Below are 22,225 nucleotides of genomic sequence, written 5' to 3'. Positions count from 1 at the left end.
GGCAGGCTCAGCGCACGTCGCGCAGTTCCCAGCGCGAACCGGCCAGCAGGCGCAGGCGGTGGCGCAGGATCTCGCCGGGCAGGGAGGTGGTGGCGGTGAGGTAGACCGACATGTCCTCGCGCCGGCCTTGGACCGTGGCCTGCGGATCGGTCGCGCCCAGCGCCGGGTCCACCTCGTCCGGTTCCGGCTGCATCTGCCGCCAGCGCTCGAACAGCGCCGGCGAGCGCAGCGCATCCTGCAGCTGTTCGGCGAAGGCTTCGTAGCCGTTGGCGGTGAACGACAGCGACGGCTCGCTGCCGCGCGCGGCGGCCGGCTCGGGCAGGCGGATCACGTAACGGACGGGCATCGGCGGCTCCTGCGGGCGGGAGCGGACAATCTAGCAGCGCCGGCGCGAAGCGGCCGTGGCCGCCGGCTCAGCCGAAGCTGGCGTCGGTGGAGGCGTAGGCCACCGCCACCGCGCCCTTGCCCACGTTCACCATGCCGGTCAGGCTCATCATGCTCTCGAACACCTCCACGCCGTGGTCCAGGCAGGTGTCGAGCAGGCGGGCGTAGCCGGGCAGGCCGTGCAGCTCGGCCAGGTCGCCGCCGTAGCAGACGCTGACGGTCGGGGTGAGCAGGCCGCTGCGCACGCGCTGGCAGGCCATCTCGAACATCTTCTCGGTGGCCGCCTCGAAGCCCTTCACCCGGCCCACCGGCTCGGTGGTGCCGCGCCAGGCGCGGATCACCGGCTTGATGTCCAGCGCCGAGCCCAGCGCGGCGCTGAGCAGGCCGACGCTGCGGTCGCCCTTGGTGCGGGCGCGGTTGCGCAGGTAGTACAGGTCGCGCGGGATCATGAAGCCGCAGGTGTGCTGCGCCAGTTCCTCCAGCCGCGCGCGCATCTGCGCCACGCCGGCGCCGGCGGCGCGCATGCGCACCGCCTCCACCGCGGTGATCGCCTGGCCGACGAACAGGTTGAGCGAGTCGATCACCCGCAGCGCGAACGGGGTGGTGATCCCGGCGGCCTGGCGCACCGGCTTGTACTCGTTGAGGATGGCGTAGCTGGCCTGCAGCGCGTTGTCGTGGATCTGGCTGCGCAGGCGCGAGATGGTCAGGCAGAAGACGTGGTCGTAGTCGATCACCAGGCGCTGCAGGAACAGGTCGCGGATCTGTTCCACGCTCAGCGGCGTGGTCTCCGCCTCGTGGCCGCGCTCGGCCACGTGCGCGTGCAGGAAGGCCAGGGTGGCCTTCTCGTCGCGCCGGTCCTCGAGCACGGCGTTGCCGATGCGGACCGTGATCGGCATGACCACGATCCCGTGTTCGCTGATGAACGAGGCCGGCAGATCGCAGGCCGAATCGACGACTATCCCTATGCGCATTGGGCCCTCCCAGACGTCCTGCACGCGGAGCGGCGTGAACCCTATCGCAGAATCCGGCGGCTTGCGACTGCCGGAAGCGGGGTGTTCAGCGCTTGCGCAGGATCCCCACCGGCAGCTTCCCGATCTCCGCCAGAGGGCCCTCGCGCAGCAGTCCGGGGTCCTCAAGCACCGCCAGCATGAGCTCGTGGCTGTCGTTGCCCCAGAACAGGCCGCCGTCCACCTCCAGCGTGGGCACGCCGAACACGCCGGCCGCCAGGGCTGAATCGGTCAGCTCGCGCAGCTTCTGCTTCACCGCGGGCGCCCCGATCGCCGCGGCCACGTCCTCGATGCCGAGCCGGCGCCCGGCCTCCGCCAGCGCCGCCGGGCTGCCATCCAGGCCCTGGCGCCAGATCGCGTCGAAGATCGCGTCGATCGCCTCGGGGCGGATGTTTGCCGCAACGCACAAGCGCAATGCGGGCAACGGATTGAACGGATGCGCCAGCGGGAACACCAGCGGCACCCCCTCGCGCCGCGCCTGCCACAGCACCTGGCGGTAGATGAATTCGCGCTTGCGTGGGATTTCCGCCGGCCCCAGGTTGCCCAGCGCGGCCAGCACCGCGCCGAACACCACCGGCACCGGCTGCACCCGGCCCGCCTGCACCAGCGGCCGCATCTTCTGCCAGTGCAGGTAGGAGAACGGGGAGACGAAGTCGAAGTACCAGCGTGGCGTCATCGGGCGGCTCCTGCGGGACGTGCGCATGATGATGCCGGCAGCAGCGCCCGGCGCCACGCTGCGTTGCCGCGGTGCTGTCGCCGCGTGCATGGCCGATGGCGCATGCTCGGGGGGCGACGACCGAGGAGGATGCAATGGCAAGCGCGGGCGAAGTGGTGGAGTTCTGGCGCCAGGCCGGGCAGCAGGCGTGGTTCAACGGCGGCGGGGCGTTCGACCGCCAGTGCGAGGCGCGCTTCCTGCAGGCGCACCTGGCGGCGGCGCGCGGCGAGTGCGAGCACTGGCTGGGGACGGCGGAAGGGGCCCTGGCCCTGCTGATCCTGCTCGACCAGATCCCGCGCAACGTGTTCCGCGGCAGCGGCCACGCCTTCGCCACCGACGGCCTGGCGCGGCACTACGCGCTGCGCGCGCTGCAGGCCGGCCACGACCGGCAGGTCGAACCGGCGCTGCGCGCGTTCTTCTACCTGCCCCTGGAGCACTCCGAGGACCCGGCCGACCAGGACCATTCGGTGGAACTGTTCACCGCCCTCGGCGACAAGCTCTACCTGGACTACGCCATCGCCCACCGCGAGGTGATCGCGCGCTTCGGCCGCTTCCCGCACCGCAACCGCGCCCTGGGGCGCACCAGCACGCCGGAGGAGCAGGCCTGGCTCGACGCCGGCGGCGGGTTCTAGCGGCGGCGCAAACGGAAAAGGGCGGCCGGGGCCGCCGCCAGCTGGCTGGCGCCGCGCGCTCAGTAGCGCGGGATGCCGCCGTCGACTTCCTGTGCCCAGCGGTCGATGCCGCCTTCCACGTTGAACACCGCGGTGAAGCCCTTGGCGCGGAACTCCTCCGCGGCCTGCGCGCTGCGGCCGCCGTGGTGGCAGATGAAGGCCAGGCGGGTGTCCTTGGGCAGGGCTTCCAGCGCCGGGCGGCCGTCGCCGTCCAGGGTGCGGTGCGGCACCGGCAGCGAGGCGATCGCGCGTTCCTCGGGCGGACGCACGTCCACCAGCACCAGCTCGCCGGTGCCGACCTGGCGCTCGGCCTCGGCCGGGGTGATCGCCTGCACCGGCTTGGGCGCGTTGGGGTTGTCGATGGCCAGGCCCTGGCCGCGGAAGTCGTCCACCCAGTCGATGGTGATGCCGTTGGCGCGGCGCGCGCTGGACAGGTCGAACTGGATGCGCAGGCCCTGGGTTTCCACCGCGATGGCGCTGTCGTTGCGCGGCACGATCTGGAAGCGCGGCTGGAAGCGCGCGTCGATCGACAGCGCCAGCGCCGCGCCCGGCTCGCTGGCCAGGGCGCCGCGCAGCTTCTCGGCGGCGGCCTCGGTCACGGTGACCTGCGGCGGGGTGCGGTCCGGCGCGGGCAGGCCCAGCATCTGCGACAGCTCGCCGCTGGAGGCCAGCTGCTCGATGATGTCGCTGCCGCCGACCAGCTCGCCGTCGATGTACAGCTGCGGGATGGTCGGCCAGTTGCCGTAGACCTTGATGCCCTCGCGGATCTCCTGGTCGGCCAGCACGTTGACGTGGGCGTACTCCACGCCCAGGTCCTCCAGGATGCCGCTGGCCTTGGCCGAGAAGCCGCACTGCGGCATGCCCGGCTGGCCCTTCATGAACAGCACGACGCGGTTGGCTTGCAGCAGCGACTCGATGCGCGAACGCAGGGCGGGATCCAGGGACATGCGGGGGCTCACCACGGATTTTTCAGGGGCCTGCATTCTACGCCGCGTGGCATGATGCGGCGATGAGCCGCCCGGCAACACTGCATCGCACCCCGCACCGGCCGCATGCCTGGCTGGCCTGGCTGGCCGCCTCGCAGCTGGCGGTGGCGGGGCTGTGGTGGGTGGCCGGCTGGCGCTGGGGCCTGCCGGCCCTGCTGCTGTCGCACGCGGCCTTCATCGTGCCGGTGTTCCTGCCGCGGGCCACGCTGTACGCGCCGGCGCTGTCGCGCCTGCCGGGCGACGAACGCCAGGTCTGGCTGACCATCGACGACGGCCCCTCGGACGACACCCCGGCGATCCTCGACGCGCTGGACCGCCACGGCATGCAGGCCACCTTCTTCCTGGTCGGGCAGCGCGCCCAGGCGCGGCCGGAGCTGGTGCGCGAGATCCTGCGCCGCGGCCACGGCGTGGCCAACCACACCTGGAGCCATCCGCAGGCCTGGTTCTGGGCGCTCGGCCCGCGCGCCATGGCCGCGCAGGTGGAACGCGCCCAGGCCGTGCTCGGCGAACTGGCCGGGCAGCCGCCGCGCTGGTTCCGCGCGGTGGCCGGCCACACCAATCCGTTCCTGGCCGCGCCGCTGCGGCGGCTGGGGCTGGCGCGCGCGGCCTGGAGCGTGCGCGGCTACGACGCGGTGGACGGCGACGTGGTGCGGGTGCTGCAGCGGCTGCAGCGCGGGCTAGGCCCGGGCGCGATCGTGCTGCTGCACGAGGGCGCGCCGCACGGGCGCAGCGTGGAGATCGTCGAGGCGGCGCTGTGCCTGCTGCGCGAGCAGGGCTACGCCAGCGTCATCCCGGAGTGAGCGCCCGGCCGCCGCCGTCGCGGGCGGCGGCGGCCGGCGAGGGCTCAGTCGCGCGTGGCGACGACCAGCCAGTTGTTGAACGGGGTGTCGCCGGCCAGCGGCGAGAACTCGCTGCGCAGGCCGGCGGCGTCGAAACGCTTCCTCAGCATGTCCGCGTCCGGGTAGTGGATCGGCGCGGCGTTCATCCAGCCCACCAGGCGCGCGAACACGTCGGTGGTGCGGGTGATGCGGGCGCGGCGGCTGCCGTCGTCCAGGCCGGTGCGGATCACCAGCTTCGCGCCCGGCTCGAGCATGGCGACCATGGCGTCGACCACCTCGGCCTGGCGCTGCGGCTGCAGGAACTGCAGCACGTCCAGGATCGCCACGCTGCCGCGGTGCGGCGGCAGCGCCTGCGACAGGTCCAGCGCCTCGAAGCCGGCGTCGACCAGCCCGGCGCGGGCGGCGGCGCGGCGCGCCGAGGCGATCTTGCGGTGGTCGTTGTCCACGCCGAAGTAGCGCAGGGCGATGCCCTCGTGCTGCAGGGCGTGGGCCAGCAGGCCGATGCCGCAGCCCAGGTCCAGCAGCGGGCCGGCGGCGTCGCGCAGGGCCGCGCACACGCCCGGGTACAGCGGGTCGCTGCGCAGCTTCGCCCGGGCGTAGTAGTAGTGGTAGCGGTTGCCCAGCAGGGTGCCGGGCAGGAAGCTGCTGGCGATACGCGCAGCGGTGTCCCGCGACAGCGGTCGCGGCTGGGGTCGGGGCATCGCGTTCACGGGGTACTCCTGCCTTGCAGGATGGCGCGGGCGGCCGGCAATGCCAGCCGTGCCCACAGGGTATACAGGGCGGCCGAGGGGTGCAGGCCGTCGTCGGCCAGCATGCCAGGCTCGGCGCCGCGTGCGCGGCTGACCGGGCCGATGTCGACCCAGTGCGCGCCCGCGCGCGCGGCTTCTTCCCGGCAGATGGCGTTGAAGGCGTCGATCTGGGTGGCGACCAGGGCGCGGTCGCGGCCCTGGGCGAAGGCGAACGGGGTCACGCCCCAGTCCGGGATCGCCAGCACCAGCACCCGCGCCGGATCGCCGCCGGCGAAGCCGGCCGCGCGCCGCAGCAGGGCGGCGAAGCGGGTGCGGAAGCCATCCGGCTCCAGCCCGCGGTACTGGTCGTTCACGCCTGCCAGCAGGCTGACCAGGGCGTGGTCGGCCGGGATCGGCGCCTGCGCGTGGGCGGCATCGATGCCGGCGTCCAGCTCATCCGTGGTCCAGCCGGTGGTGGCGATGATCCGCGGCTGGCCCACGTCCAGCCCTTCGGCGCGCAGCAGCGCGGCCAGCTGCACCGGCCAGCGCCCGTCCGCCGCGATGCCTTCCCCGATCGTGTAGGAATCGCCCAGGGCGAGGAAGCCTTGCGCCACGCTTACGCCGCCGCGTTCCGCGCCTTCAGCGGCACGACCTTGGTGTTGAGCTCGGCGCGCCGCGACAGCGCCCGGTCGATGCGCGCGAACACCTCGCGCATCAGCCCGGCTTCCGGCAGCAGGGTCACGCGGAAGTGGTCGCGGTAGGGGACGTTGAAGCTGCTGCCCGGCACGATCAGCACGTCCTCGGTCTCCAGCAGCTCCAGTGCGAACTGGTGGTCGTCGAAGCCGCGCGCGGCCGCGCCCACCACCGAGGGGAAGGCGTACAGCGCGCCCTTGGGCTCGATCAGGCGCAGGTGCTCGCTGGCGGCGCAGGCCTCGACCACCGCGCGGCGGGTCTCGTACAGGCGTCCGCCCGGGGCGCACAGCGCGCTGATGGTGTCCGGACCGTTGACCGCCGCCTCGATCGCGTACTGGCCGCCGACGTTGGCGCACAGGCGCAGGCCGGACAGCAGGTCCAGCGCATTGCGGTACTCGGCGGTGCGGGCATGCGAACCGGTGAGGACCGCCCAGCCCACGCGCCAGCCGCAGGCGCGGTGCACCTTGCTCAGGCCGGAGAAGGTGATGCACGGGTGGTCGCCGGCGATCGGCGCGGTCGGCACGAACTCGGCGCCGTCGTACAGCACCTGGTCGTAGATCTCGTCCACCAGCAGCAGCAGGTTGTGGCGGCGGGCGATGTCCACCAGCCGCTCCAGCAGCGCGCGCGGGTACACCGCGCCGGTGGGGTTGTTCGGGTTGATCAGCACGATCGCGCGGGTGCGCGCGGAGACCAGCGCCTCCACCTCCACCGGGTCGGGCATGAAGCCGTTCTCCGGCGTGCAGCGGTAGTACACCGGGCGGCCGTCGTTGAGGATGGTGGCGGCCGACCACAGCGGGTAGTCCGGCGAGGGCACCAGCACCTCGTCACCCGGGTTGAGCAGGGCGCGCAGGGTCATGTCGATCAGTTCGGACACGCCGTTGCCCACGAACACCCGCTCGGTATCCACGTGCGGCGCGCCGCGCTTGCGGTAGGCCGCGGCCAGCGCCTCGCGCGCGGCCGGCAGGCCCAGCTGGTGGGTGTACGGGTCGGTGTTGTCGATGTCGCGGATGATCGCCTGCTGCAGGTGCTCCGGCGCGCGGAAGCCGAATGCGCCCGGGTTGCCGATGTTGAGCTTGATCAGCTTGCGTCCTGCTGCCTCGAGCGCATGCGCTCGCCGGTTGAGCTCGCCGCGGATCTCGTAGCGGACTTCCGACAGTCGCTCGCGCACCGCGAGCGTTTTTTCAGTGGACGGCATGGCAGGGCCCAGCGGGCGTGGCAAGGTCTGGCATGGTATCGAAAAAAACGCCCCCCGGTGGGACCGCAAGCCCAGTCCTGGCGGCCGTTTCGGTCGAAACGGAAGCTGGCAGCGCCAGCAACCCGGCGCGCCGCCACTGCCGCCAACCGGCCGGGCACTACAATGCCTGCCGATGAACCTCCCCGGACCCGACTACACCGCCCTGCAACGGATTGGCTGGCCCTGGGCCGGCCCGCCCGAGGACCCGGCCTGGCAGGCCCTGTTCCAGGCGCATCCGCAGGCCCGCCCGGCCCGGGTCAGCGAGCAGCACCGCACCGGCTACGTGCTGGCCGACGCGCCGGACGCCGGCTTCCGCGCCGAGTCACCGCCGGAATGGATGCGCCGCCCGGTGTTCCGCCCCGATGGCGTGCCGGCGCACGAGCGCGCCGCGGTCGGCGACTGGGTGCTGCACGACGGCCGCCGCATCCTCGCCCTGCTGCCGCGGCGCACCGCGATCAAGCGCGCCGCCGCCGGCGAGCACTACCAGCAGCAGGTGATCGCGGCCAACGTCGACACCGCCTTCGTGGTCTGCGGCCTGGACGCGGACTTCAACCCGCGCCGGATCGAGCGCTACCTGCTGCTGGTCGGCGGCGGCGGAGTGCAGCCCGTGGTGGTGCTGACCAAGGCCGACCTGGAAGGGGCCGATCCGGAAGCCGCGCTGGAAGCGCTGGCCGGCGTGCGCGCCCAGGGCGTGCCGGTGCTGGCGCTCAACGCCCGCGACGGCGGCGCCGCGGCACAGCTGGCGCCGTGGCTGGCGCCAGGCCTGACCGTGGTCCTGGTCGGTTCCTCCGGCGCCGGCAAGTCGACCCTCACCAACACCCTGCTGGGCGAGGAGCGGATGAAGACCGGCCAGGTGCGCGCCCACGACTCGCGCGGCCGCCACACCACCACCTACCGCGCGCTGATCGCGCTGCCCTCCGGCGCCTGCCTGGTCGACACCCCCGGCATGCGCGAGCTCAAGCCCACCGGCGAGGAGGAGCTGGCCGACGGCGGGTTCGGCGACATCGAGGAGCTGGCCACCCAGTGCCGCTTCAACGACTGCAGCCACCGCAACGAGCCCGGCTGCGCGGTGCTGGCCGCGATCGAGGCCGGCACCCTGGACCCGAAGCGCCTGGCCAACTACCTCAAGCTGCGCGAGGAGGTGGCCGGTGCCGCCGCGCGCCTGGCCCAACGCCTGGCGCAGAAGAACGAGGCCCGCGGCCCCGCCGGGCGCAGGCGTCCGGCCCCGCGCCCGCGGCGCTAGCCGGGTTTGCGGTACGGTGCGGGCGGGGCACCCGGGCCCCATGCGCCGCCGAGCCGCCGATGACCGACGCCATCGCCCGCCATGCCGCACTGGACCGGCGCCTGGTCCGGGCTGCGCGCGGCATCCGCCTGCTCGGCCTGGCCAGCTGGCCGGCCGCGGTGCAGCACGCCTTCCTGGCCGCCTGGCGCCAGGGTCGGGCGGTGCTGCCCCGGGTCGAGTACCCGAAGTTGGACTTCGCCGCCGCCCGCACCGAACTGCGCGCGGTGGCCGCCGCCGCCGACCCCGGCCACCCGCTGGGCATCTACCTGCGCGAGTCGGCCGCCAGCTGGGAGCGCGCGGCGCGGCTGCTGGAGGCGCTGGGCACGGCCCGGGCCGGGGCCGAGGCGGTGGCCCTGTTCGGGCGTCCGGACGATCCGCTGCCCGGCGACGGCCCCACCACCCGCGAGGCCGCGCACCACTTCATCCAGATCGCCGGCGAGCTGGACCACGAGCTGTTCTCCCCGGCCGAACAGGTGCCCGTCTCCGCGACCGCGCTGGCGCTGCAGCTGCAGGGCGACCTGGACGAGTTCTTCGGCCGGCGCGTGGTCCAGGTCGAACTGGACCCGGAGCTGATCGCCAAGGCCGCCGCCGGCGCCACCCGCATCCGCCTGCGCGCCGGCGCCGCCTTCAGCGACTACGACCGCCGCCAGCTGTTCCACCACGAGGCCCTGGTGCACTCGCTGACCGCGCTCAACGGCCGCAACCAGGAGGTGCTGCCGAGCCTGGCCCTGGCCTCGCCGCGGGTCACCGCCACCCAGGAGGGCCTGGCCACCCTGGCCGAGCTGATCACCGGCAGCATCGACATCGGCCGGATGAAGCGCATCAGCCTGCGCACCGAGGCGGTGGCCATGGCCCTGGACGGCGCGGACTTCCTGCAGGTATTCGGCTACTTCCTCGGCGCCGGGCAGGGCGAGGAGGAGAGCTTCGCCTCGGCCCAGCGCGTGTTCCGCGGCGTGCCGCTCTCCGGGGGCTGCGCCTTCACCAAGGACACGGTGTACCTGCGCGGCCTGGTCGGCGTGCACACCTTCTTCCGCCTGGCCCTGCAACGCGACCGCCTGCGCCTGTGCCGCTGGCTGCTGGCCGGCAAGATGACCCTGGACGACGTGGTCCGCTTCGAGCCGCTGTTCGCCGACGGCACCCTGGAGCCGCCGCAGTGGCTGCCGCCATGGATCGAACGCGCCGGCGGCCTGGCCGGGCTGCTGGCGTTCTCGCTGTTCGCCAACCGCATCCGCATCGACCACATCGGCGAAGGCCTGCGCTGAGGGCGCTGGCCAACGCTGTCATGCCGCAAGCGCCGCGCCGATACGCCGATTGCTGCACTGCATCGAAGCACGTGCGTCGCGCCGGCGCCGCTGCGGCCGCGATTGCAAGGGGGGTCGCTGCGTCGCCGGAGGGCTTAGAATCGAGCCCCCTTGTGCCGCGCCGAACCCGATCGATGTCCGAACAGGAAGATTTCAAGCAGGCTGCCCTCGACTACCACCGCTTCCCGCGGCCCGGAAAGATCAAGGTCTCGCCGACCAAGGCCATGCTCACGCAGCGCGACCTGGCCCTGGCCTATTCGCCGGGCGTGGCCCACGCCTGCGAGGCGATCGTCGCCGACCCGAAGCAGGCCAGCGAGCTGACCGCGCGCGGCAACCTGGTGGCGGTGGTCTCCAACGGCACCGCGGTGCTGGGCCTGGGCAACATCGGCCCGCTGGCCGGCAAGCCGGTGATGGAAGGCAAGGGCGTGCTGTTCAAGAAGTTCGCCGGCATCGACGTGTTCGACATCGAGATCGACGAGACCGACCCGGACAAGCTGGTCGACATCATCGCCTCGCTGGAGCCGACCTTCGGCGGCATCAACCTGGAGGACATCAAGGCGCCGGAGTGCTTCATCGTCGAGCGCAAGCTGCGCGAGCGGATGAACATCCCGGTGTTCCACGACGACCAGCACGGCACCGCGATCATCGTCGGCGCCGCGGTGGTCAACGCCCTGCACGTGGTCGGCAAGAAGATCGAGGACGTGAAGCTGGCCACCACCGGCATGGGCGCGGCCGGCATCTCCTGCGTGGACATGCTGGTCTCGCTGGGCCTGCGCCCGGAGAACATCCTGGCCTTCGACCGCGGCGGCGTGATCCACACCGGCCGTGCCGACCTGGACCCGGACAAGCGCCGCTACGCGCGCGACACCGACGCCCGCACCCTGGAGGAGATCGTCGCCGGCGCCGACATCTTCCTGGGCCTGTCGGCCGGCGGCATCCTCAAGCCGGAGATGGTCGCCACCATGGCCGAGCGCCCGATCATCCTGGCGCTGGCCAACCCGTATCCGGAGATCCTGCCGGAGGAAGCGCGCCGCGTGCGCCCGGACGCGATCATCGCCACCGGCCGTTCGGACTACCCGAACCAGGTCAACAACGCGCTGTGCTTCCCCTACCTGTTCCGCGGCGCGCTGGACGTCGGCGCCACCGGCATCAACGAGGCGATGAAGGTCGCCTGCGTGCACGCCATCGCCGCGCTGGCGCGCAAGGAAGCCTCCGACCTGGGCAGCGCCTACGGCGACGAGATCCCCAGCTTCGGCCCCGACTACCTGATCCCGCGCCCGTTCGACCCGCGCCTGCTGGTCGAGCTGTCCTCGGCGGTGGCGCAGGCGGCGATGGATTCCGGCATCGCCCAGCGCCCGATCGAGGACATGGCCGCCTACCGCGAGAAGCTCGGCCAGTTCGTCTACCGCTCCAGCCTGATGATGAAGCCGGTCTACGACCGCGCCCGCTCCGACCTCAAGCGCGTGGCCTACGCCGAGGGCGAGGAGGAAGTGGTGCTGCGCGCGGTGCAGACCGTGGTCGACGAGGGCCTGGCGTTCCCGATCCTGATCGGCCGCCCGGAGGTGATCGAGACCCGGATCAAGCGCCTGGGCCTGCGCATCCGCCCCGGCGTGGACGTGGAGATCACCAACCAGGACGACGACCCGCGCTTCAATGAGTACTGGCAGCACTACCACGCCCTGACCGAGCGTCGCGGCGTGACCGTGGCCGCGGCCAAGACCCTGATGCGTTCGCGCACCACCCTGATCGGCGCAGTAATGGTCGCCCGTGGCGAGGCCGATGCGCTGCTGACCGGCATCGTCGGCCGCTTCCACAAGAAGCTCGGCTACGTGCGCAGCGTGATCCCGCTGGAGCCGAAGGTGCAGTCCACCTCGGCCATGACCGGCGTGATCAACCAGCAGGGCGTGTTCTTCTTCGTCGACACCCACGTCCAGGACGACCCGACCGCCGAGCAGATCGCCGAGGCCACGCTGCAGGCCGCGTTCCGCATGCGCCTGTTCGGCATCGAGCCGAACGTGGCCCTGCTGTCGCACTCCAACTTCGGCAGCCACGAGTCCAAGGACGCGCAGAAGATGCGCCAGGTGCGCGAACTGCTGCGCAGGCGCAGCCCGCGTCTGAACATGGACGGCGAGATGCAGGGCGACACCGCCTGGGACGAGGTGCTGCGCGGCAAGATCATGCCCAACAGCACCCTCAAGGGCCGCGCCAACCTGTTCGTGATGCCGAACCTGGAAGCGGCGAACATCGCCTACAACCTGGTGCGCGTGTTCACCGACGGCGTCGCCATCGGCCCGATCCTGATGGGCATCAGCAAGCCGGTGCACATCCTCACCACCAGCGCCACCCCGCGCCGCATCCTCAACATGACCGCCATCGCCGCGGTCGACGCGCAGATCCGCCAGCAGCTGGAGCGGGGTGGGGGGGATTGAGCCCCGCTGGCGTGCATGGCGACGGGTGCCGCGCATTCGGGCAGGCCGTCGCCGTCCACACGCCAGCCTGCCGACGCGACGGATCGGGTCGGAGTTTTCTGACCCGAGATTCAGGGCGTGGGCTCTGGCGGCGCCTTGCCGGATATGAAAAATAGCGATGGCCGGCAGGGGCCGGCCGTGCGGGCCAGGGGTGGTCCGCACGCAGAATCCAAGGAGTGGATGATGCGTATCTTGAAAGTCGACGAAGTCCCGTATGTTTGCGGGGGCATGAAGATGGCGGGCGAGGTCTGCAAGGGCGACCTCTGTGCCAAGGTCAGCGTCGAAGGTGATCCTGGCAATCTGGGGAAGACCCTGACCAACATTTACGATGGTCTGGTGGATTTCACCGCCCACGTGATGTTTACCGTGGCGGATGCGTACCGGTCCCTCCGGGATACCTTCCGCGGTGAGTAATGACCAGGGGCGCGGATTGCCGCGCCCCTGCCTCTGAGAGCAGTGCATGAACTATCTGCCGCTCATCCTGATTCTGGACTATCTCGCAAGCTTGCTTCTTGGCCTGTTGTGCCGCGACTTGTTGGCTGGCCCGGTGAATCCTGCCAGGTTCCTCGAGCTGCCTAACCTGCTTCCCGTGATCCTGGTGATGCCGTTCCTTGAAACGGCCCTCATTCATTCGCTTCTTGTCGAGGCGAGCTTGAAGCTGGGCAGGGGGAAGCCCGTGGCCCTCTATGTAGGCGGTGCCTTGGCCGGGCTTGTCTTCTTCGTCCTGCACCTTGTGATGAATGGCCCTTTCAATGGCCTGGTGTACGGACTGCCCGGAGGTATATCCCTTTCGGTCATGTATTGCCTGGCACGCAAGGACGGGGCAAAGGTCGCCTTCTTCCATACATGGATGCTGCATCTTGCATCCAATGCCCTGCTTGTCCTGTCGGTGGCGTACTACGGGATGACATTGGGGGGCGCGTGAAACATGCGTGCTCGCGTGATGGACGTACACATTCGGTTGCCGCTATGAAGACCAGGAACAGTCTGCCGCTGATGCTGTTCGCCTTCCTTGCCTTCGCTTGGACATGGCATAACCGCGCAAGCCTGATGACGATTGCCCACGCGGCGTACGACACCCACGTCAAGCTTTCGCAGGAGTGCAGCTAGACCGTCGTGGCTGCAGCGAGGTGGGCAGGTTCGGTGTTCTGCCGGCCCGGATAACGCAGCGCAGGCAGGGAAGCAACGGAACGGGACGGCGCTGAGGGCCGAGGGATCAGCCGTCCGCGCCGGCTTCCGGCGCGTGCGCCGCCACCTTGGACACCAGTCGGCGCTGCATGACGTCGAAGTACGCGTCGGCCTCCTCGTAGGAGGCAAACACCTCCTCGACCGGTACCGCCTCGACCACGTCGAGGACTTTCCGCACCTGGGGTTGCGGGTTGACCAGCAGCACGGCGCGATGGCGGGCGGCGAGGGCGCGGCGCACCCGCTCGAGCGAACGGATGCCGGCGCTGTTGATGTAGTTGAGGCCTTCCAGGTCCAGCACCACCGACGACACCCGGTCGTCGGCCAGCAGCGGATCCAGCGCCTGGTCCAGCTCCGGATAGCTGCCCGCGTCCAGGCGGCCGCTGACGGCAATGCGCTGGACGCCGTTGTGCGGCGGGGTGGGGTCGATCCTGAGCTGGCTCATTGCGTCGGTCTCCAGTCCCGCAGGGATACGGCGGCCTGCGGAGGCGCCCCGGGGGGCAGGCTGCCAGTACTGGATCGTATGGGGGCAGATGCAAAGGCCACGTGGTGATCGGAGGCTATGCCTGAACGGTTCTTCAGGCACCCGGCGGCGGTGGGACCATGCCGCAGTCCCTCCAGCGACCAGGTCGCCGGCATTGCAGGCCAACCTGCCCGGGTGGGCTCCCACAGCGGCATGGTCGCGGTCGACGCTTTCGTCCCGGCTCCTACCCGCCGGGCGCGGGAGCAACCCGGCAAGCATGTGTCCGGCGGCACCCGCATCGGCGCTGGATCAGGCGTGCCTCCGCATCGCCCGCCCGGCACGGCCAACGCCCATCGATCTGACCTGGATCAGGGCCATCAGTCGCGACCCCGTATAGATATGTAGGGCCCCGACCCCACACACGGTCGTTTGCTGGCGTTTTTTGCGACGCAACAAAACCTGCTCCGGCTGCGATCCGGTGGGCGTGCAGCGCGTCGCCCGGCAACAGCCCTGTCAGCCGCGGCCGCCACTGGTTGCAACGGAGACTATCCGCCAGACGTGCCGCCAGGCGGGCCTTGTTGCGGTCCGGCGGCCTGTCTCCCCCTCGCAATTCACACCGGTGAAAAAGCCTGTCCCACCGCACATACGCACCCGTAGCGAAGCGGCCGGTGCCACCCGTGCGGTAAACTCCGGGGTCCACAAGAACGTCACGCCGCGGCCCCCCACGCGCGGCAATGGGAGTGATATGAACTGGCTGAACGATGTGCTGCACAACGATCCGGATCCGGTAGAGACCCGCGAGTGGATCGAATCGCTCAAGGCGGTGATCGACCGTGACGGCCCGGAGCGTGCGCATGCACTGCTGGAGGACATGGTCGAGCTGACCCGCCGCTCCGGCGCGTTCCTTCCGTTCTCGCCCACCACCGAGTACGTCAACACCATCCCGCCGCACCAGGAGGCCAAGAGCCCGGGCAACGCGGAGCTGGAGTGGCGCATCCGCTCGATCATCCGCTGGAACGCCATGGCGATGGTCGTGCGCGCCAACCGCAAGCCGGGCGACCTGGGCGGCCACATCGCCTCCTTCGCCTCGGCGGCGACCCTGTACGACGTGGGCTTCAACCACTTCTGGCGTGCCCCGTCCGACCACCACCCGGGCGACCTGCTCTACATCCAGGGCCACAGCGCCCCGGGCATCTACGCCCGCTCGTTCCTGGAAGGCCGCATCAGCGAGAGCCAGCTGGACAACTTCCGCATGGAAGTCGACGGCCGCGGCATCTCCTCCTACCCGCACCCCTGGCTGATGCCGGACTACTGGCAGACCCCGACCGTGTCCATGGGTCTGGGCCCCCTGGCGGCGATCTACCAGGCCCAGTTCATGAAGTACCTGGAGCATCGCGGCCTGATCGAGCCGTCCGACCGCAAGGTCTGGTGCTTCCTGGGCGACGGCGAGACCGACGAGCCGGAGAGCCTGGGCGCCATCGCCCTGGCTGGCCGCGAGGGCCTGGACAACCTGATCTTCGTGGTCAACTGCAACCTGCAGCGCCTGGACGGCCCGGTGCGCGGCAACGGCAAGATCATCCAGGAGCTGGAAGGCGTGTTCCGCGGCGGCGGCTGGAACGTCATCAAGGTCCTGTGGGGCAGCTACTGGGATCCGCTGCTGGCCAAGGACACCGACGGCGTCCTGCGCAAGCTGATGATGGAAACCGTCGACGGCGAGTACCAGAACTGCAAGGCCTTCGGCGGCGCGTATACCCGCGAGCACTTCTTCGGCAAGTACCCGGAGACCCGCGCCATGGTCGCCAACATGTCCGACGAGGACATCTGGCGCCTGAACCGCGGCGGCCATGACCCGCACAAGGTCTACGCCGCCTACCACGCCGCGGTGAACACCAAGGGCATGCCGACCGTGATCCTGGCCAAGACGGTCAAGGGCTACGGCATGGGCAGCGCCGGCGAGTCGCTGAACCCGACCCACCAGACCAAGAAGCTGGACGACGACGCCGTGCGCGCGTTCCGCGACCGCTTCAACATCCCGATCAGCGACAAGCAGCTGGCCGAGGCCGAGCAGGTTCCGTTCTACCACCCCGGCGAGGACTCGCCGGAAGTGCAGTACCTCAAGGAGCGCCGCGCCGCGCTGGGCGGCTACCTGCCGCAGCGTCGCCGCAAGGCCAGCAAGTCCTTCGCCGTGCCCGGCCTGGACAAGTTCGAGCGCCTGCTCAAGTCCAGCGGCGACCGCGCCTACTCCACCACCATGGCCTTCGTGCAGACGCTCAACATCGCCCTGCGCGACAAGGAGATCGGTCCGCGCCTGGTGCCGATCGTGGCCGACGAGGCCCGCACCTTCGGCATGGAAGGCCTGTTCCGCCAGATTGGCATCTACGCCCCGTTTGGCCAGAAGTACAAGCCGGTCGACGCCGACCAGCTGATGTACTACCGCGAGGACCAGTCCGGCCAGGTGCTGCAGCAGGGCATCAGCGAGCCGGGCGCGATCGCGTCGTGGATGGCCGCCGGCACCAGCTACTCGGTGTCCGACGTGCCGATGCTGCCGTTCTACATCTACTACTCGATGTTCGGCTTCCAGCGCGTGGGCGACATCGCCTGGCAGGCGGCCGACATGCGTACCCGCGGCTTCCTGCTCGGCGGCACTTCCGGCCGCACCACCCTCAACGGCGAGGGCCTGCAGCACGAGGACGGCCACAGCCACCTGCTGGCCGGCGCCATCCCGAACTGCCGCAGCTACGATCCGACCTTCGGCTACGAGGTCACGGTCATCATGCAGCACGGCATGAAGGCCATGCTCGAGGACCAGATCGACGAGTACTACTACATCACCCTGATGAACGAGAACTACACCCATCCGGAAATGCCGGAGGGTGCGGCCGAGGGCATCATCAAGGGTATGTACCTGCTGAAGGACGCCGGCAAGCCCAAGAAGGGCGAGCTGCGCGTGCAGCTGATGGGCTCGGGCACGATCCTGCGCGAGGCCATCGCCGCCGCCGAGCTGCTGGACAAGGACTTCGGCGTCACCGCCGACATCTGGTCCTGCCCCAGCTTCAACGAGCTGCGCAAGGAAGGCTTCGCCACCGAGCGCTGGAACCGCCTGCATCCGGAGGAGACCCCGCGCAAGCCGTACGTCACCCAGCTGCTGGAGGGCCGCCAGGGCCCGGCCATCGCCGCCACCGACTACGTGCGCGTGTTCGCCGACCAGATCCGCGGCTTCGTGCCGATGAGCTACACCGTGCTGGGGACCGACGGCTTCGGCCGCTCCGACACCCGCGCCAACCTGCGCCGCTTCTTCGAGGTGGACCGCTACTACATTGCCCACGCGGCGATCGCGGCCCTGGCGAAGGAGGGCAAGATGACCGGCAAGGACGTGGCCAGGGCGATCAAGCTGTACAAAATCGACCCGGAGAAGGCGAACCCGATCGGGGTTTGACCCTTTATTAACAGGAGCTAGAGCAAGAAGGCGGCCCGAAGGGCCGCCTTTTATTTGCGCTGTGTAGGGGTAGGGTATCTCTAATTTTTCCCCCATTCTCTCCAGTTGCTTTTCGTGCCAGATTTTGGGGTGTGTGGGGTGGTCTCAGGTGATTTCTGTACATTTCCATGAGGAGCTAGCTGCCGTGGTTCTGGCGCCGGATTCTGATGCTCTTCCGGAATGGGTGAAGTTATAGTGGCAGTTGTGTCGCCTGCAGGGACATATATTGCAATGGCGCGACCTACCTTGCTGTGCTGAGCTGCGGAGTATCCAAAACCGGAGACAAAAGCCCTATTCCCATTAATTGTGGCGTTTGCAACGCCGCTGCCTATCGAGCCGGTGTACTGCGTGTCTATGCCTTGCAAGAGGATGCCGTTCGCACCGAGCTCCGCGGCCTCATATTTCAGGCGCTTCATAACCTTGTTTATTCGGATTTGGGCGGAGAATCCATTTGCGTCGATATCGGATGCTTCCAGTAGTGCTACTGTTTCATATTTTGTAGGCGCTTCCAGATAAATTTTGACATCCTTTGGGTCAATCGCTCGGCGCGCATTTCCGACGAGCACGGATGATGACGCGCACGCTGTGAGAGCCAGGCCCAAGAAACCTATGGCCATACTGCTTGAGCCAGGCGATCGCCTCATCGAGATGGCGGCTGATCTCGGCTTTCTGCTCGGGTGGCAGCGCGGCGAGTTGGGCCACCGACATCGCGGCGATGTCGGCGGGGTAAAGGGTCAAATCGCTCATCGCCCCCCCCCCCCCCCCCCCTTCAGCGCGCCACGCGCTCGGAGGTCGAGTCGTGCAGGGCGCCACGCTCGAACTCGATGACCGACTCCAGGGGGTAGCTGACGCGCTTGGACAGCTTCAGGTAGCGCGGGCCGCGACCTTCGCTGCGCCAGCGCTGCAGGGTCTTGGGGCTCAGGCCCCAGCGCTGCGCGAGCTCGTTCTCGTTGAGGCCCCGACGGTCGCCGGGAGACAGACTATTGATCGCATCGACCGGCGACCGGGTGATGGTGCTTGCCGTTGTCGGCATGGAAGCCTCCTATGACGCTGTTGAGGAACAGGTGTCATTGCAGGCTTCGGGTGGCGAACATACGAGGGACGCAATGGCGAACCACGCGGGAACTTCTGGTTCGCCGATGCGTTCCGGCGTGCCTTTGAGCATCACGCAGGAAAGCCAGCGTCCACTTCACGCCCTTCCAGGTTGATCAGGCGAAGTTCGTTGCTTGACAAAAGGCATATCATGCAACTCATAATGTTGCATGACGAAAAATAGCCAACTCTCGGACGTTTTGCATGTCCTCCTGCATATGGCGCAAGCCGAAGGGCCCGCGACCTCGGAGTTGCTTGCCGCGGCCATGCAGACGAACCCCGTCGTGCTGCGCCGCTTGATGGCCGGGCTCAGGGACAAGGGCTTCGTCCGATCATCCAAAGGCCACGGCGGCGGCTGGGTGCTGTCCTGCGCGCTGGAGGCGGTCACGCTGCGCAGCGTTTACGAAGCGCTCGGCGAGCCATCCCTCGTCTCGCTGGGTTTCCGGGAGAACCACCCGCAGTGCCTCGTCGCACAGGCGGTCAACGAAGCCTTGGGCGTGGCGGTGCAGGACGCCGAGCGATTGCTGCTGGAGCGACTCGGTGAGGTGACGCTGGCCGATCTCGCCAGCGACTTCCGGCGACGCTTGAAGGCTCATCGCCATGCCCCGCACCGGCTTGTGGAGCACGTCCATGAAGGTTGATTTCGCGGTCATCGGTGGCAGCTATGCGGGGCTGTCCGCCGCGCTTCAGCTCGCCAGGGCGCGCCGCGACGTGCTGGTGGTCGATGCCGGACAGCGCCGCAACCGCTTCGTTGACGAGGCGCAAGGGCATTCGCATGGATTCCTCACGCGCGACGGCCAGTCCCCGGGCGCGATGGCGGCCGAGGGCCGCAGCCAGTTGCTGCGCTACCCGAACGTGCGCTGGCTGGACGCTCTGGCCGAGGAGGCGCGTCGCGGCCCGGATGGCCGCTTCGAGTTCTGCGTCTCAGGCCAAGTGGTCAGCGCCGGTCGATTGATCCTAGCCATTGGCGTGCGCGACGAGCTGCCACCGGTGCCGGGCCTGGCCGAGCGCTGGGGCCGCAGCGTATTCCATTGCCCCTACTGCCATGGCTACGAGTTGGACGCCGGGCCCATCGGCATCGTGGCCGCGTCGCCGATGGCGCAGCACCACGGCCTCATGCTGCCCGACTGGGGCAAGCCGACACTGTTCCTCAACGACGCCTATGCGCCGACGCCAGAGGATCTGGCCGCGCTCGCCAGGAGGGGCACGCGTGTCGAATCAACGCCCATCGAGCGCATCGAAGGCGAGGCTGACGTGGTGCTGGCAGACGGACGCATCCTGTCGATGAATGGCCTGTTCACCCAGACACGAGCCCACCTCAGCAGCCCTGTGGCGCAACAACTGGGCTGCGAGATCGAGAAAGGTCCGCTGGGCGAGTTCATCAAGGTCAACGCTGCACAGGAGACGAGCGTGCCAGGGGTCTTCGCCTGTGGCGATGCCGCAAGAGCGGCGGGCAGCGTGGCGTTGGCCGTGGGCGACGGCGCACTGGCGGGCCTGGCCGCGCATCGCTCGACGCTGTTTTGACGGGCGCGGGCAGGCCTGCGGCTCCCTTGCGTCGCAGTCAGAAAAGTATATGATGCGTATATGTTTCGTATAAAGTGGACGGCATATGGGCATCGTGAACATCGACGACGATTTGCATGACCAACTGCGCAAGGCCAGCGCGGTGTCGTGCCGGTCGATCAACGCGCAAGCGGCCTTCTGGATCCGGATCGGCATGCTGTGCGAAATGAACCCGACACTGAGCTTCAACGACATCGTCACGCGTGAACTGCGGGCCGCGGGTGTAGTGGCGCAACCCATCAAGATGGGTTCGACATGACCAAGCGACCCGAAGAAATCGCGCTGATGGCGGAGTCGGGCCGACTGCTGGCGCTGGTGTTCGACTATCTCGATCGGCTGAACCTGATCGGCATGTCGACCCTGCAGGTCAACGATCTGGTCGATGCATTCATCGTCCACGAGCTCGTCGCGCGCCCGGCCAGCAAGGGGCAATACGGGTACGCCTATGCGCTGAACGCCTCGCGCAATCATGTGGTCTGCCATGGCGTTCCTTCTGCCGAAGACATCTTGCAAGACGGGGACATCGTCAATTTCGACATCACACTGGAGAAGAACGGCTACATCGCCGATTCCAGCAAAACCTATCTGGTGGGCGAGGTGTCGCAGCCGGCGCGGCGGCTCGTGCACGTGGCTTATGAGGCGATGTGGAAAGGCATTCAGGCCGTGCGCCCAGGTGCCACGCTTGGCGACGTGGGCCACGCCATCGAGCGACATGCCCGCAGGAATGACTATTCGATCGTCAGGGAATACTGTGGCCACGGCATCGGTCGTGAGATGCACGAGGCGCCACAAGTGCTGCACTGGGGCAAACCGCGAACGGGGCTAGTACTGCGCGAAGGGATGGTGTTCACCATCGAGCCGATGGTGAATCAAGGACGGCGCACCGTTCGAACCGAGGAGGATGGTTGGACGGTGGTCACCTGCGATGGGCAATTGTCGGCTCAATTCGAACATACCGTTGCCGTCACGGCTCACGGTGCCCGGGTCCTGACCTTGCGGCCCGGTGAGAAATGCCCGACGTGACTTTCATGAATGCAAGCCTTTCATGAGAAACCACATGGTCAAAGACGGACAAGCAGAAAAGGACCCGCGTCATCCACATGAACCCATCGCGGCTCTTGAGAGCCAGCAACTGAAGCGCCTTGAGATGGCCTCGATCATCGAGGCAACAACGCTGGTTCTTTTGGTGTTCGTTGCGGTCCCTCTGCGCTATCTCTGGGGCTGGCCGTATGGCTCGAAGTTCCTCGGGCCCATACATGGGATCGCATTTCTGGCGTACATCTGGACGGTACTGCAAACCGTGTCCGGCGGCGGCTGGCATGGCCGTGAAGTGGCTCGATTGTTTCTGGTCGCGTTTGTGCCATTCGGCGGGTACGCCAATCTCCGGTGGCTGCGCGAACGGGCGAAAACGCTCGCCGATGGCAAGGAGGCTCGATGAGCTTGGCAGCGATTTACCCTTATTTGGTGGCAGCACACGTCACGGCGGTGGTATTTCTGGTGGGCGGCTTGCTTGCGCAAGAACGGATGGTGAACGCCATCTCGCTGTCACCACCAGAAGAACAAGCGGGGATGTTGGCCGCGCTGCAGCGTTTTGAACGTACCGTCACCACGCCCGCATTGCTGTTGACCTGGATCTTCGGATTGTCATTGGCGCTCGGCGCGGGATGGCTGTCATCCCCATGGCTGATCGTCAAGCTGATCTTCGTCGTCGCCCTATCGGCGTTTCACGGCGTACGTTCCGGTCGAATACGACGTTGCCTTCGAACTGGAGCATCTGTAGAGAAAATTCCTGGTGCTGAACTCGGCATCGTCGTTGCGATGTTGGTCATCGCCATCTTGGCGATCGTGAAGCCGGCCTAGAACTGCTATTCACCAGTCGCCCCGCCAAAGAAGGAACTGCGATGGACACGTATCGCCTCCATTACTTCCCCGAGTCAGGCAACAGCTACAAACTGGCGCTGATGCTGACGCTCTGCGGCCAAACCTTTGAGCCCGTCTGGACGGATTTCGGCTCGCGCGTGACGTGGACGCCGCAGTGGCGGCGCACGGTCAATCCGATGGGTGAAATTCCGGTGCTGGAGGTCAATGGCCGCAAATTGACGCAGACAGCGCCAATCTTGCTGCAGCTTGCGGCCCAGT

27 protein-coding genes are annotated in these 22,225 nt (G+C 68.6%); 16 read left to right on the top strand and 11 right to left on the bottom strand.

Going from position 1 to position 22,225, the window contains the following annotated elements; all coding sequences use genetic code 11:
• Nucleotides 1-7 precede the first annotated feature (7 nt).
• The 3 genes from EIM47_RS14810 to EIM47_RS14800 form a co-directional block, all read right to left on the bottom strand.
• Nucleotides 8-346, bottom strand: coding sequence for a hypothetical protein (locus EIM47_RS14810; protein WP_125077346.1), 339 nt, complete (start codon nt 344-346; stop codon nt 8-10).
• 67 nt (nt 347-413) lie between these two features.
• Complete coding sequence (locus EIM47_RS14805; protein WP_125077345.1) at nt 414-1,355, bottom strand: DegV family protein; 942 nt, start codon at nt 1,353-1,355, stop codon at nt 414-416.
• Nucleotides 1,356-1,440: 85 nt separating this feature from the next.
• The gene (locus EIM47_RS14800) at nt 1,441-2,067 is read right to left on the bottom strand and encodes a 2-hydroxychromene-2-carboxylate isomerase (protein WP_019399024.1); all 627 of its coding nucleotides are present in this window, start codon (nt 2,065-2,067) and stop codon (nt 1,441-1,443) included.
• Nucleotides 2,068-2,201: 134 nt separating this feature from the next.
• Between EIM47_RS14800 and EIM47_RS14795 the strand changes: the two genes are divergently transcribed.
• Nucleotides 2,202-2,738: a DUF924 family protein gene (locus EIM47_RS14795; protein ID WP_125077344.1), complete on the top strand. Its 537-nt coding sequence runs from the start codon at nt 2,202-2,204 to the stop codon at nt 2,736-2,738.
• Nucleotides 2,739-2,797: 59 nt separating this feature from the next.
• Here the strand turns inward: EIM47_RS14795 and grxD are convergent, their stop codons facing one another.
• Nucleotides 2,798-3,724 (bottom strand): Grx4 family monothiol glutaredoxin, encoded by a 927-nt coding sequence (gene grxD, locus EIM47_RS14790; RefSeq protein WP_019399026.1) that lies wholly within the window; start codon nt 3,722-3,724, stop codon nt 2,798-2,800.
• A 62-nt stretch (nt 3,725-3,786) separates the two neighbouring features.
• Here grxD and EIM47_RS14785 point away from each other — a divergent pair, with 62 nt between their 5' ends.
• The gene (locus tag EIM47_RS14785) at nt 3,787-4,563 is read left to right on the top strand and encodes a polysaccharide deacetylase family protein (protein ID WP_125077343.1); all 777 of its coding nucleotides are present in this window, start codon (nt 3,787-3,789) and stop codon (nt 4,561-4,563) included.
• Nucleotides 4,564-4,607: 44 nt separating this feature from the next.
• On the opposite strand, the gene EIM47_RS14780 is transcribed toward EIM47_RS14785, so the two are convergent.
• From EIM47_RS14780 to EIM47_RS14770, 3 genes are read right to left on the bottom strand one after another with little or no spacing between them, the layout of a single operon-like run.
• Nucleotides 4,608-5,279: a class I SAM-dependent methyltransferase gene (locus EIM47_RS14780; protein ID WP_026010615.1), complete on the bottom strand. Its 672-nt coding sequence runs from the start codon at nt 5,277-5,279 to the stop codon at nt 4,608-4,610.
• A gap of 29 nt (nt 5,280-5,308) precedes the next feature.
• Entirely contained in the window at nt 5,309-5,944 is a 636-nt protein-coding gene (locus tag EIM47_RS14775) for an SGNH/GDSL hydrolase family protein (RefSeq protein WP_028915157.1), read from the bottom strand.
• A 2-nt stretch (nt 5,945-5,946) separates the two neighbouring features.
• Nucleotides 5,947-7,218 carry a pyridoxal phosphate-dependent aminotransferase gene (locus EIM47_RS14770; RefSeq protein ID WP_026010616.1) on the bottom strand — a complete coding sequence of 424 codons (1,272 nt, stop codon included), beginning with the start codon at nt 7,216-7,218 and terminating at the stop codon, nt 5,947-5,949.
• 172 nt (nt 7,219-7,390) lie between these two features.
• Here EIM47_RS14770 and rsgA point away from each other — a divergent pair, with 172 nt between their 5' ends.
• The 6 genes from rsgA (at nt 7,391) to EIM47_RS15725 (ending at nt 13,418) form a co-directional block, all read left to right on the top strand.
• Complete coding sequence (rsgA, locus tag EIM47_RS14765) at nt 7,391-8,500, top strand: ribosome small subunit-dependent GTPase A (protein WP_019399031.1); 1,110 nt, start codon at nt 7,391-7,393, stop codon at nt 8,498-8,500.
• A gap of 59 nt (nt 8,501-8,559) precedes the next feature.
• Nucleotides 8,560-9,801, top strand: a complete 1,242-nt coding sequence (locus EIM47_RS14760; protein WP_125077342.1) for a flavohemoglobin expression-modulating QEGLA motif protein — start codon at nt 8,560-8,562, stop codon at nt 9,799-9,801.
• Between the two features lie 173 nt (nt 9,802-9,974).
• On the top strand, nt 9,975-12,269 hold the full coding sequence (locus EIM47_RS14755) for an NADP-dependent malic enzyme (protein ID WP_125077341.1): 2,295 nt from the start codon (nt 9,975-9,977) through the stop codon (nt 12,267-12,269).
• 222 nt (nt 12,270-12,491) lie between these two features.
• Complete coding sequence (locus tag EIM47_RS14750) at nt 12,492-12,722, top strand: hypothetical protein (RefSeq protein WP_125077340.1); 231 nt, start codon at nt 12,492-12,494, stop codon at nt 12,720-12,722.
• A gap of 46 nt (nt 12,723-12,768) precedes the next feature.
• The gene (locus tag EIM47_RS14745; protein WP_028915152.1) at nt 12,769-13,233 is read left to right on the top strand and encodes a hypothetical protein; all 465 of its coding nucleotides are present in this window, start codon (nt 12,769-12,771) and stop codon (nt 13,231-13,233) included.
• 44 nt (nt 13,234-13,277) lie between these two features.
• On the top strand, nt 13,278-13,418 hold the full coding sequence (locus EIM47_RS15725) for a hypothetical protein (protein WP_019399036.1): 141 nt from the start codon (nt 13,278-13,280) through the stop codon (nt 13,416-13,418).
• A 106-nt stretch (nt 13,419-13,524) separates the two neighbouring features.
• Here EIM47_RS15725 and EIM47_RS14740 read toward each other — a convergent pair whose 3' ends face one another.
• Nucleotides 13,525-13,938: an STAS domain-containing protein gene (locus tag EIM47_RS14740; protein WP_019399037.1), complete on the bottom strand. Its 414-nt coding sequence runs from the start codon at nt 13,936-13,938 to the stop codon at nt 13,525-13,527.
• 763 nt (nt 13,939-14,701) lie between these two features.
• Between EIM47_RS14740 and aceE the strand changes: the two genes are divergently transcribed.
• Nucleotides 14,702-17,392 (top strand): pyruvate dehydrogenase (acetyl-transferring), homodimeric type, encoded by a 2,691-nt coding sequence (gene aceE / locus EIM47_RS14735; protein ID WP_019399038.1) that lies wholly within the window; start codon nt 14,702-14,704, stop codon nt 17,390-17,392.
• A gap of 80 nt (nt 17,393-17,472) precedes the next feature.
• Here aceE and EIM47_RS15720 read toward each other — a convergent pair whose 3' ends face one another.
• From EIM47_RS15720 to EIM47_RS14725, 3 genes are read right to left on the bottom strand one after another with little or no spacing between them, the layout of a single operon-like run.
• A complete protein-coding gene (locus EIM47_RS15720) occupies nt 17,473-17,997 on the bottom strand; it encodes a hypothetical protein (protein ID WP_164514627.1) in 525 nt (174 codons plus the stop codon).
• A complete protein-coding gene (locus tag EIM47_RS14730) occupies nt 17,966-18,178 on the bottom strand; it encodes a hypothetical protein (RefSeq protein WP_019399039.1) in 213 nt (70 codons plus the stop codon). Before EIM47_RS14730 ends, EIM47_RS15720 begins: the two co-directional genes overlap by 32 nt.
• A gap of 22 nt (nt 18,179-18,200) precedes the next feature.
• Nucleotides 18,201-18,464, bottom strand: a complete 264-nt coding sequence (locus EIM47_RS14725; RefSeq protein ID WP_019399040.1) for a helix-turn-helix domain-containing protein — start codon at nt 18,462-18,464, stop codon at nt 18,201-18,203.
• Nucleotides 18,465-18,693: 229 nt separating this feature from the next.
• Here EIM47_RS14725 and EIM47_RS14720 point away from each other — a divergent pair, with 229 nt between their 5' ends.
• The 7 genes from EIM47_RS14720 to EIM47_RS14690 form a co-directional block, all read left to right on the top strand.
• Nucleotides 18,694-19,164 carry an Rrf2 family transcriptional regulator gene (locus EIM47_RS14720; protein ID WP_019399041.1) on the top strand — a complete coding sequence of 157 codons (471 nt, stop codon included), beginning with the start codon at nt 18,694-18,696 and terminating at the stop codon, nt 19,162-19,164.
• A complete protein-coding gene (locus EIM47_RS14715; RefSeq protein ID WP_019399042.1) occupies nt 19,154-20,047 on the top strand; it encodes an NAD(P)/FAD-dependent oxidoreductase in 894 nt (297 codons plus the stop codon). Before EIM47_RS14720 ends, EIM47_RS14715 begins: the two co-directional genes overlap by 11 nt.
• Before the next feature lie 85 nt (nt 20,048-20,132).
• On the top strand, nt 20,133-20,345 hold the full coding sequence (locus EIM47_RS14710; RefSeq protein ID WP_019399043.1) for a ParD-like family protein: 213 nt from the start codon (nt 20,133-20,135) through the stop codon (nt 20,343-20,345).
• Nucleotides 20,342-21,109 carry a type I methionyl aminopeptidase gene (gene map / locus EIM47_RS14705; RefSeq protein ID WP_125077339.1) on the top strand — a complete coding sequence of 256 codons (768 nt, stop codon included), beginning with the start codon at nt 20,342-20,344 and terminating at the stop codon, nt 21,107-21,109. The genes EIM47_RS14710 and map overlap by 4 nt, the downstream gene beginning before the upstream one ends.
• A 34-nt stretch (nt 21,110-21,143) precedes the next feature.
• On the top strand, nt 21,144-21,524 hold the full coding sequence (locus EIM47_RS14700; protein ID WP_125077338.1) for a DUF3817 domain-containing protein: 381 nt from the start codon (nt 21,144-21,146) through the stop codon (nt 21,522-21,524).
• Complete coding sequence (locus EIM47_RS14695; RefSeq protein ID WP_083852436.1) at nt 21,521-21,946, top strand: CopD family protein; 426 nt, start codon at nt 21,521-21,523, stop codon at nt 21,944-21,946. Before EIM47_RS14700 ends, EIM47_RS14695 begins: the two co-directional genes overlap by 4 nt.
• Before the next feature lie 41 nt (nt 21,947-21,987).
• Nucleotides 21,988-22,225: glutathione S-transferase N-terminal domain-containing protein (locus EIM47_RS14690; protein WP_205948733.1), on the top strand; the 238-nt coding region annotated here is incomplete at its 3' end.

The organism is Pseudoxanthomonas sp. SGT-18 (assembly GCF_003931645.1).
Taxonomy (GTDB): Bacteria; Pseudomonadota; Gammaproteobacteria; order Xanthomonadales; family Xanthomonadaceae; genus Pseudoxanthomonas.
The sequence above is the reverse complement of the archived record's forward strand: the minus strand, read 5'-3'. Positions and strand labels throughout refer to the sequence as shown.

Coding starts and splice junctions, on each gene's coding strand:
- EIM47_RS14810 (WP_125077346.1), bottom strand. CDS start 346: ATGCCCGTCCGTTACGTGATCCGCCTGCCCGAGCCGGCCGCCGCGCGC.
- EIM47_RS14805 (WP_125077345.1), bottom strand. CDS start 1,355: ATGCGCATAGGGATAGTCGTCGATTCGGCCTGCGATCTGCCGGCCTCG.
- EIM47_RS14800 (WP_019399024.1), bottom strand. CDS start 2,067: ATGACGCCACGCTGGTACTTCGACTTCGTCTCCCCGTTCTCCTACCTG.
- EIM47_RS14795 (WP_125077344.1), top strand. CDS start 2,202: ATGGCAAGCGCGGGCGAAGTGGTGGAGTTCTGGCGCCAGGCCGGGCAG.
- grxD (WP_019399026.1), bottom strand. CDS start 3,724: ATGTCCCTGGATCCCGCCCTGCGTTCGCGCATCGAGTCGCTGCTGCAA.
- EIM47_RS14785 (WP_125077343.1), top strand. CDS start 3,787: ATGAGCCGCCCGGCAACACTGCATCGCACCCCGCACCGGCCGCATGCC.
- EIM47_RS14770 (WP_026010616.1), bottom strand. CDS start 7,218: ATGCCGTCCACTGAAAAAACGCTCGCGGTGCGCGAGCGACTGTCGGAA.
- rsgA (WP_019399031.1), top strand. CDS start 7,391: ATGAACCTCCCCGGACCCGACTACACCGCCCTGCAACGGATTGGCTGG.
- EIM47_RS14760 (WP_125077342.1), top strand. CDS start 8,560: ATGACCGACGCCATCGCCCGCCATGCCGCACTGGACCGGCGCCTGGTC.
- EIM47_RS14755 (WP_125077341.1), top strand. CDS start 9,975: ATGTCCGAACAGGAAGATTTCAAGCAGGCTGCCCTCGACTACCACCGC.
- EIM47_RS14750 (WP_125077340.1), top strand. CDS start 12,492: ATGCGTATCTTGAAAGTCGACGAAGTCCCGTATGTTTGCGGGGGCATG.
- EIM47_RS14745 (WP_028915152.1), top strand. CDS start 12,769: ATGAACTATCTGCCGCTCATCCTGATTCTGGACTATCTCGCAAGCTTG.
- EIM47_RS15725 (WP_019399036.1), top strand. CDS start 13,278: ATGAAGACCAGGAACAGTCTGCCGCTGATGCTGTTCGCCTTCCTTGCC.
- EIM47_RS14740 (WP_019399037.1), bottom strand. CDS start 13,938: ATGAGCCAGCTCAGGATCGACCCCACCCCGCCGCACAACGGCGTCCAG.
- aceE (WP_019399038.1), top strand. CDS start 14,702: ATGAACTGGCTGAACGATGTGCTGCACAACGATCCGGATCCGGTAGAG.
- EIM47_RS14730 (WP_019399039.1), bottom strand. CDS start 18,178: ATGAGCGATTTGACCCTTTACCCCGCCGACATCGCCGCGATGTCGGTG.
- EIM47_RS14725 (WP_019399040.1), bottom strand. CDS start 18,464: ATGCCGACAACGGCAAGCACCATCACCCGGTCGCCGGTCGATGCGATC.
- EIM47_RS14720 (WP_019399041.1), top strand. CDS start 18,694: ATGACGAAAAATAGCCAACTCTCGGACGTTTTGCATGTCCTCCTGCAT.
- EIM47_RS14715 (WP_019399042.1), top strand. CDS start 19,154: ATGAAGGTTGATTTCGCGGTCATCGGTGGCAGCTATGCGGGGCTGTCC.
- EIM47_RS14710 (WP_019399043.1), top strand. CDS start 20,133: ATGGGCATCGTGAACATCGACGACGATTTGCATGACCAACTGCGCAAG.
- map (WP_125077339.1), top strand. CDS start 20,342: ATGACCAAGCGACCCGAAGAAATCGCGCTGATGGCGGAGTCGGGCCGA.
- EIM47_RS14700 (WP_125077338.1), top strand. CDS start 21,144: ATGGTCAAAGACGGACAAGCAGAAAAGGACCCGCGTCATCCACATGAA.
- EIM47_RS14695 (WP_083852436.1), top strand. CDS start 21,521: ATGAGCTTGGCAGCGATTTACCCTTATTTGGTGGCAGCACACGTCACG.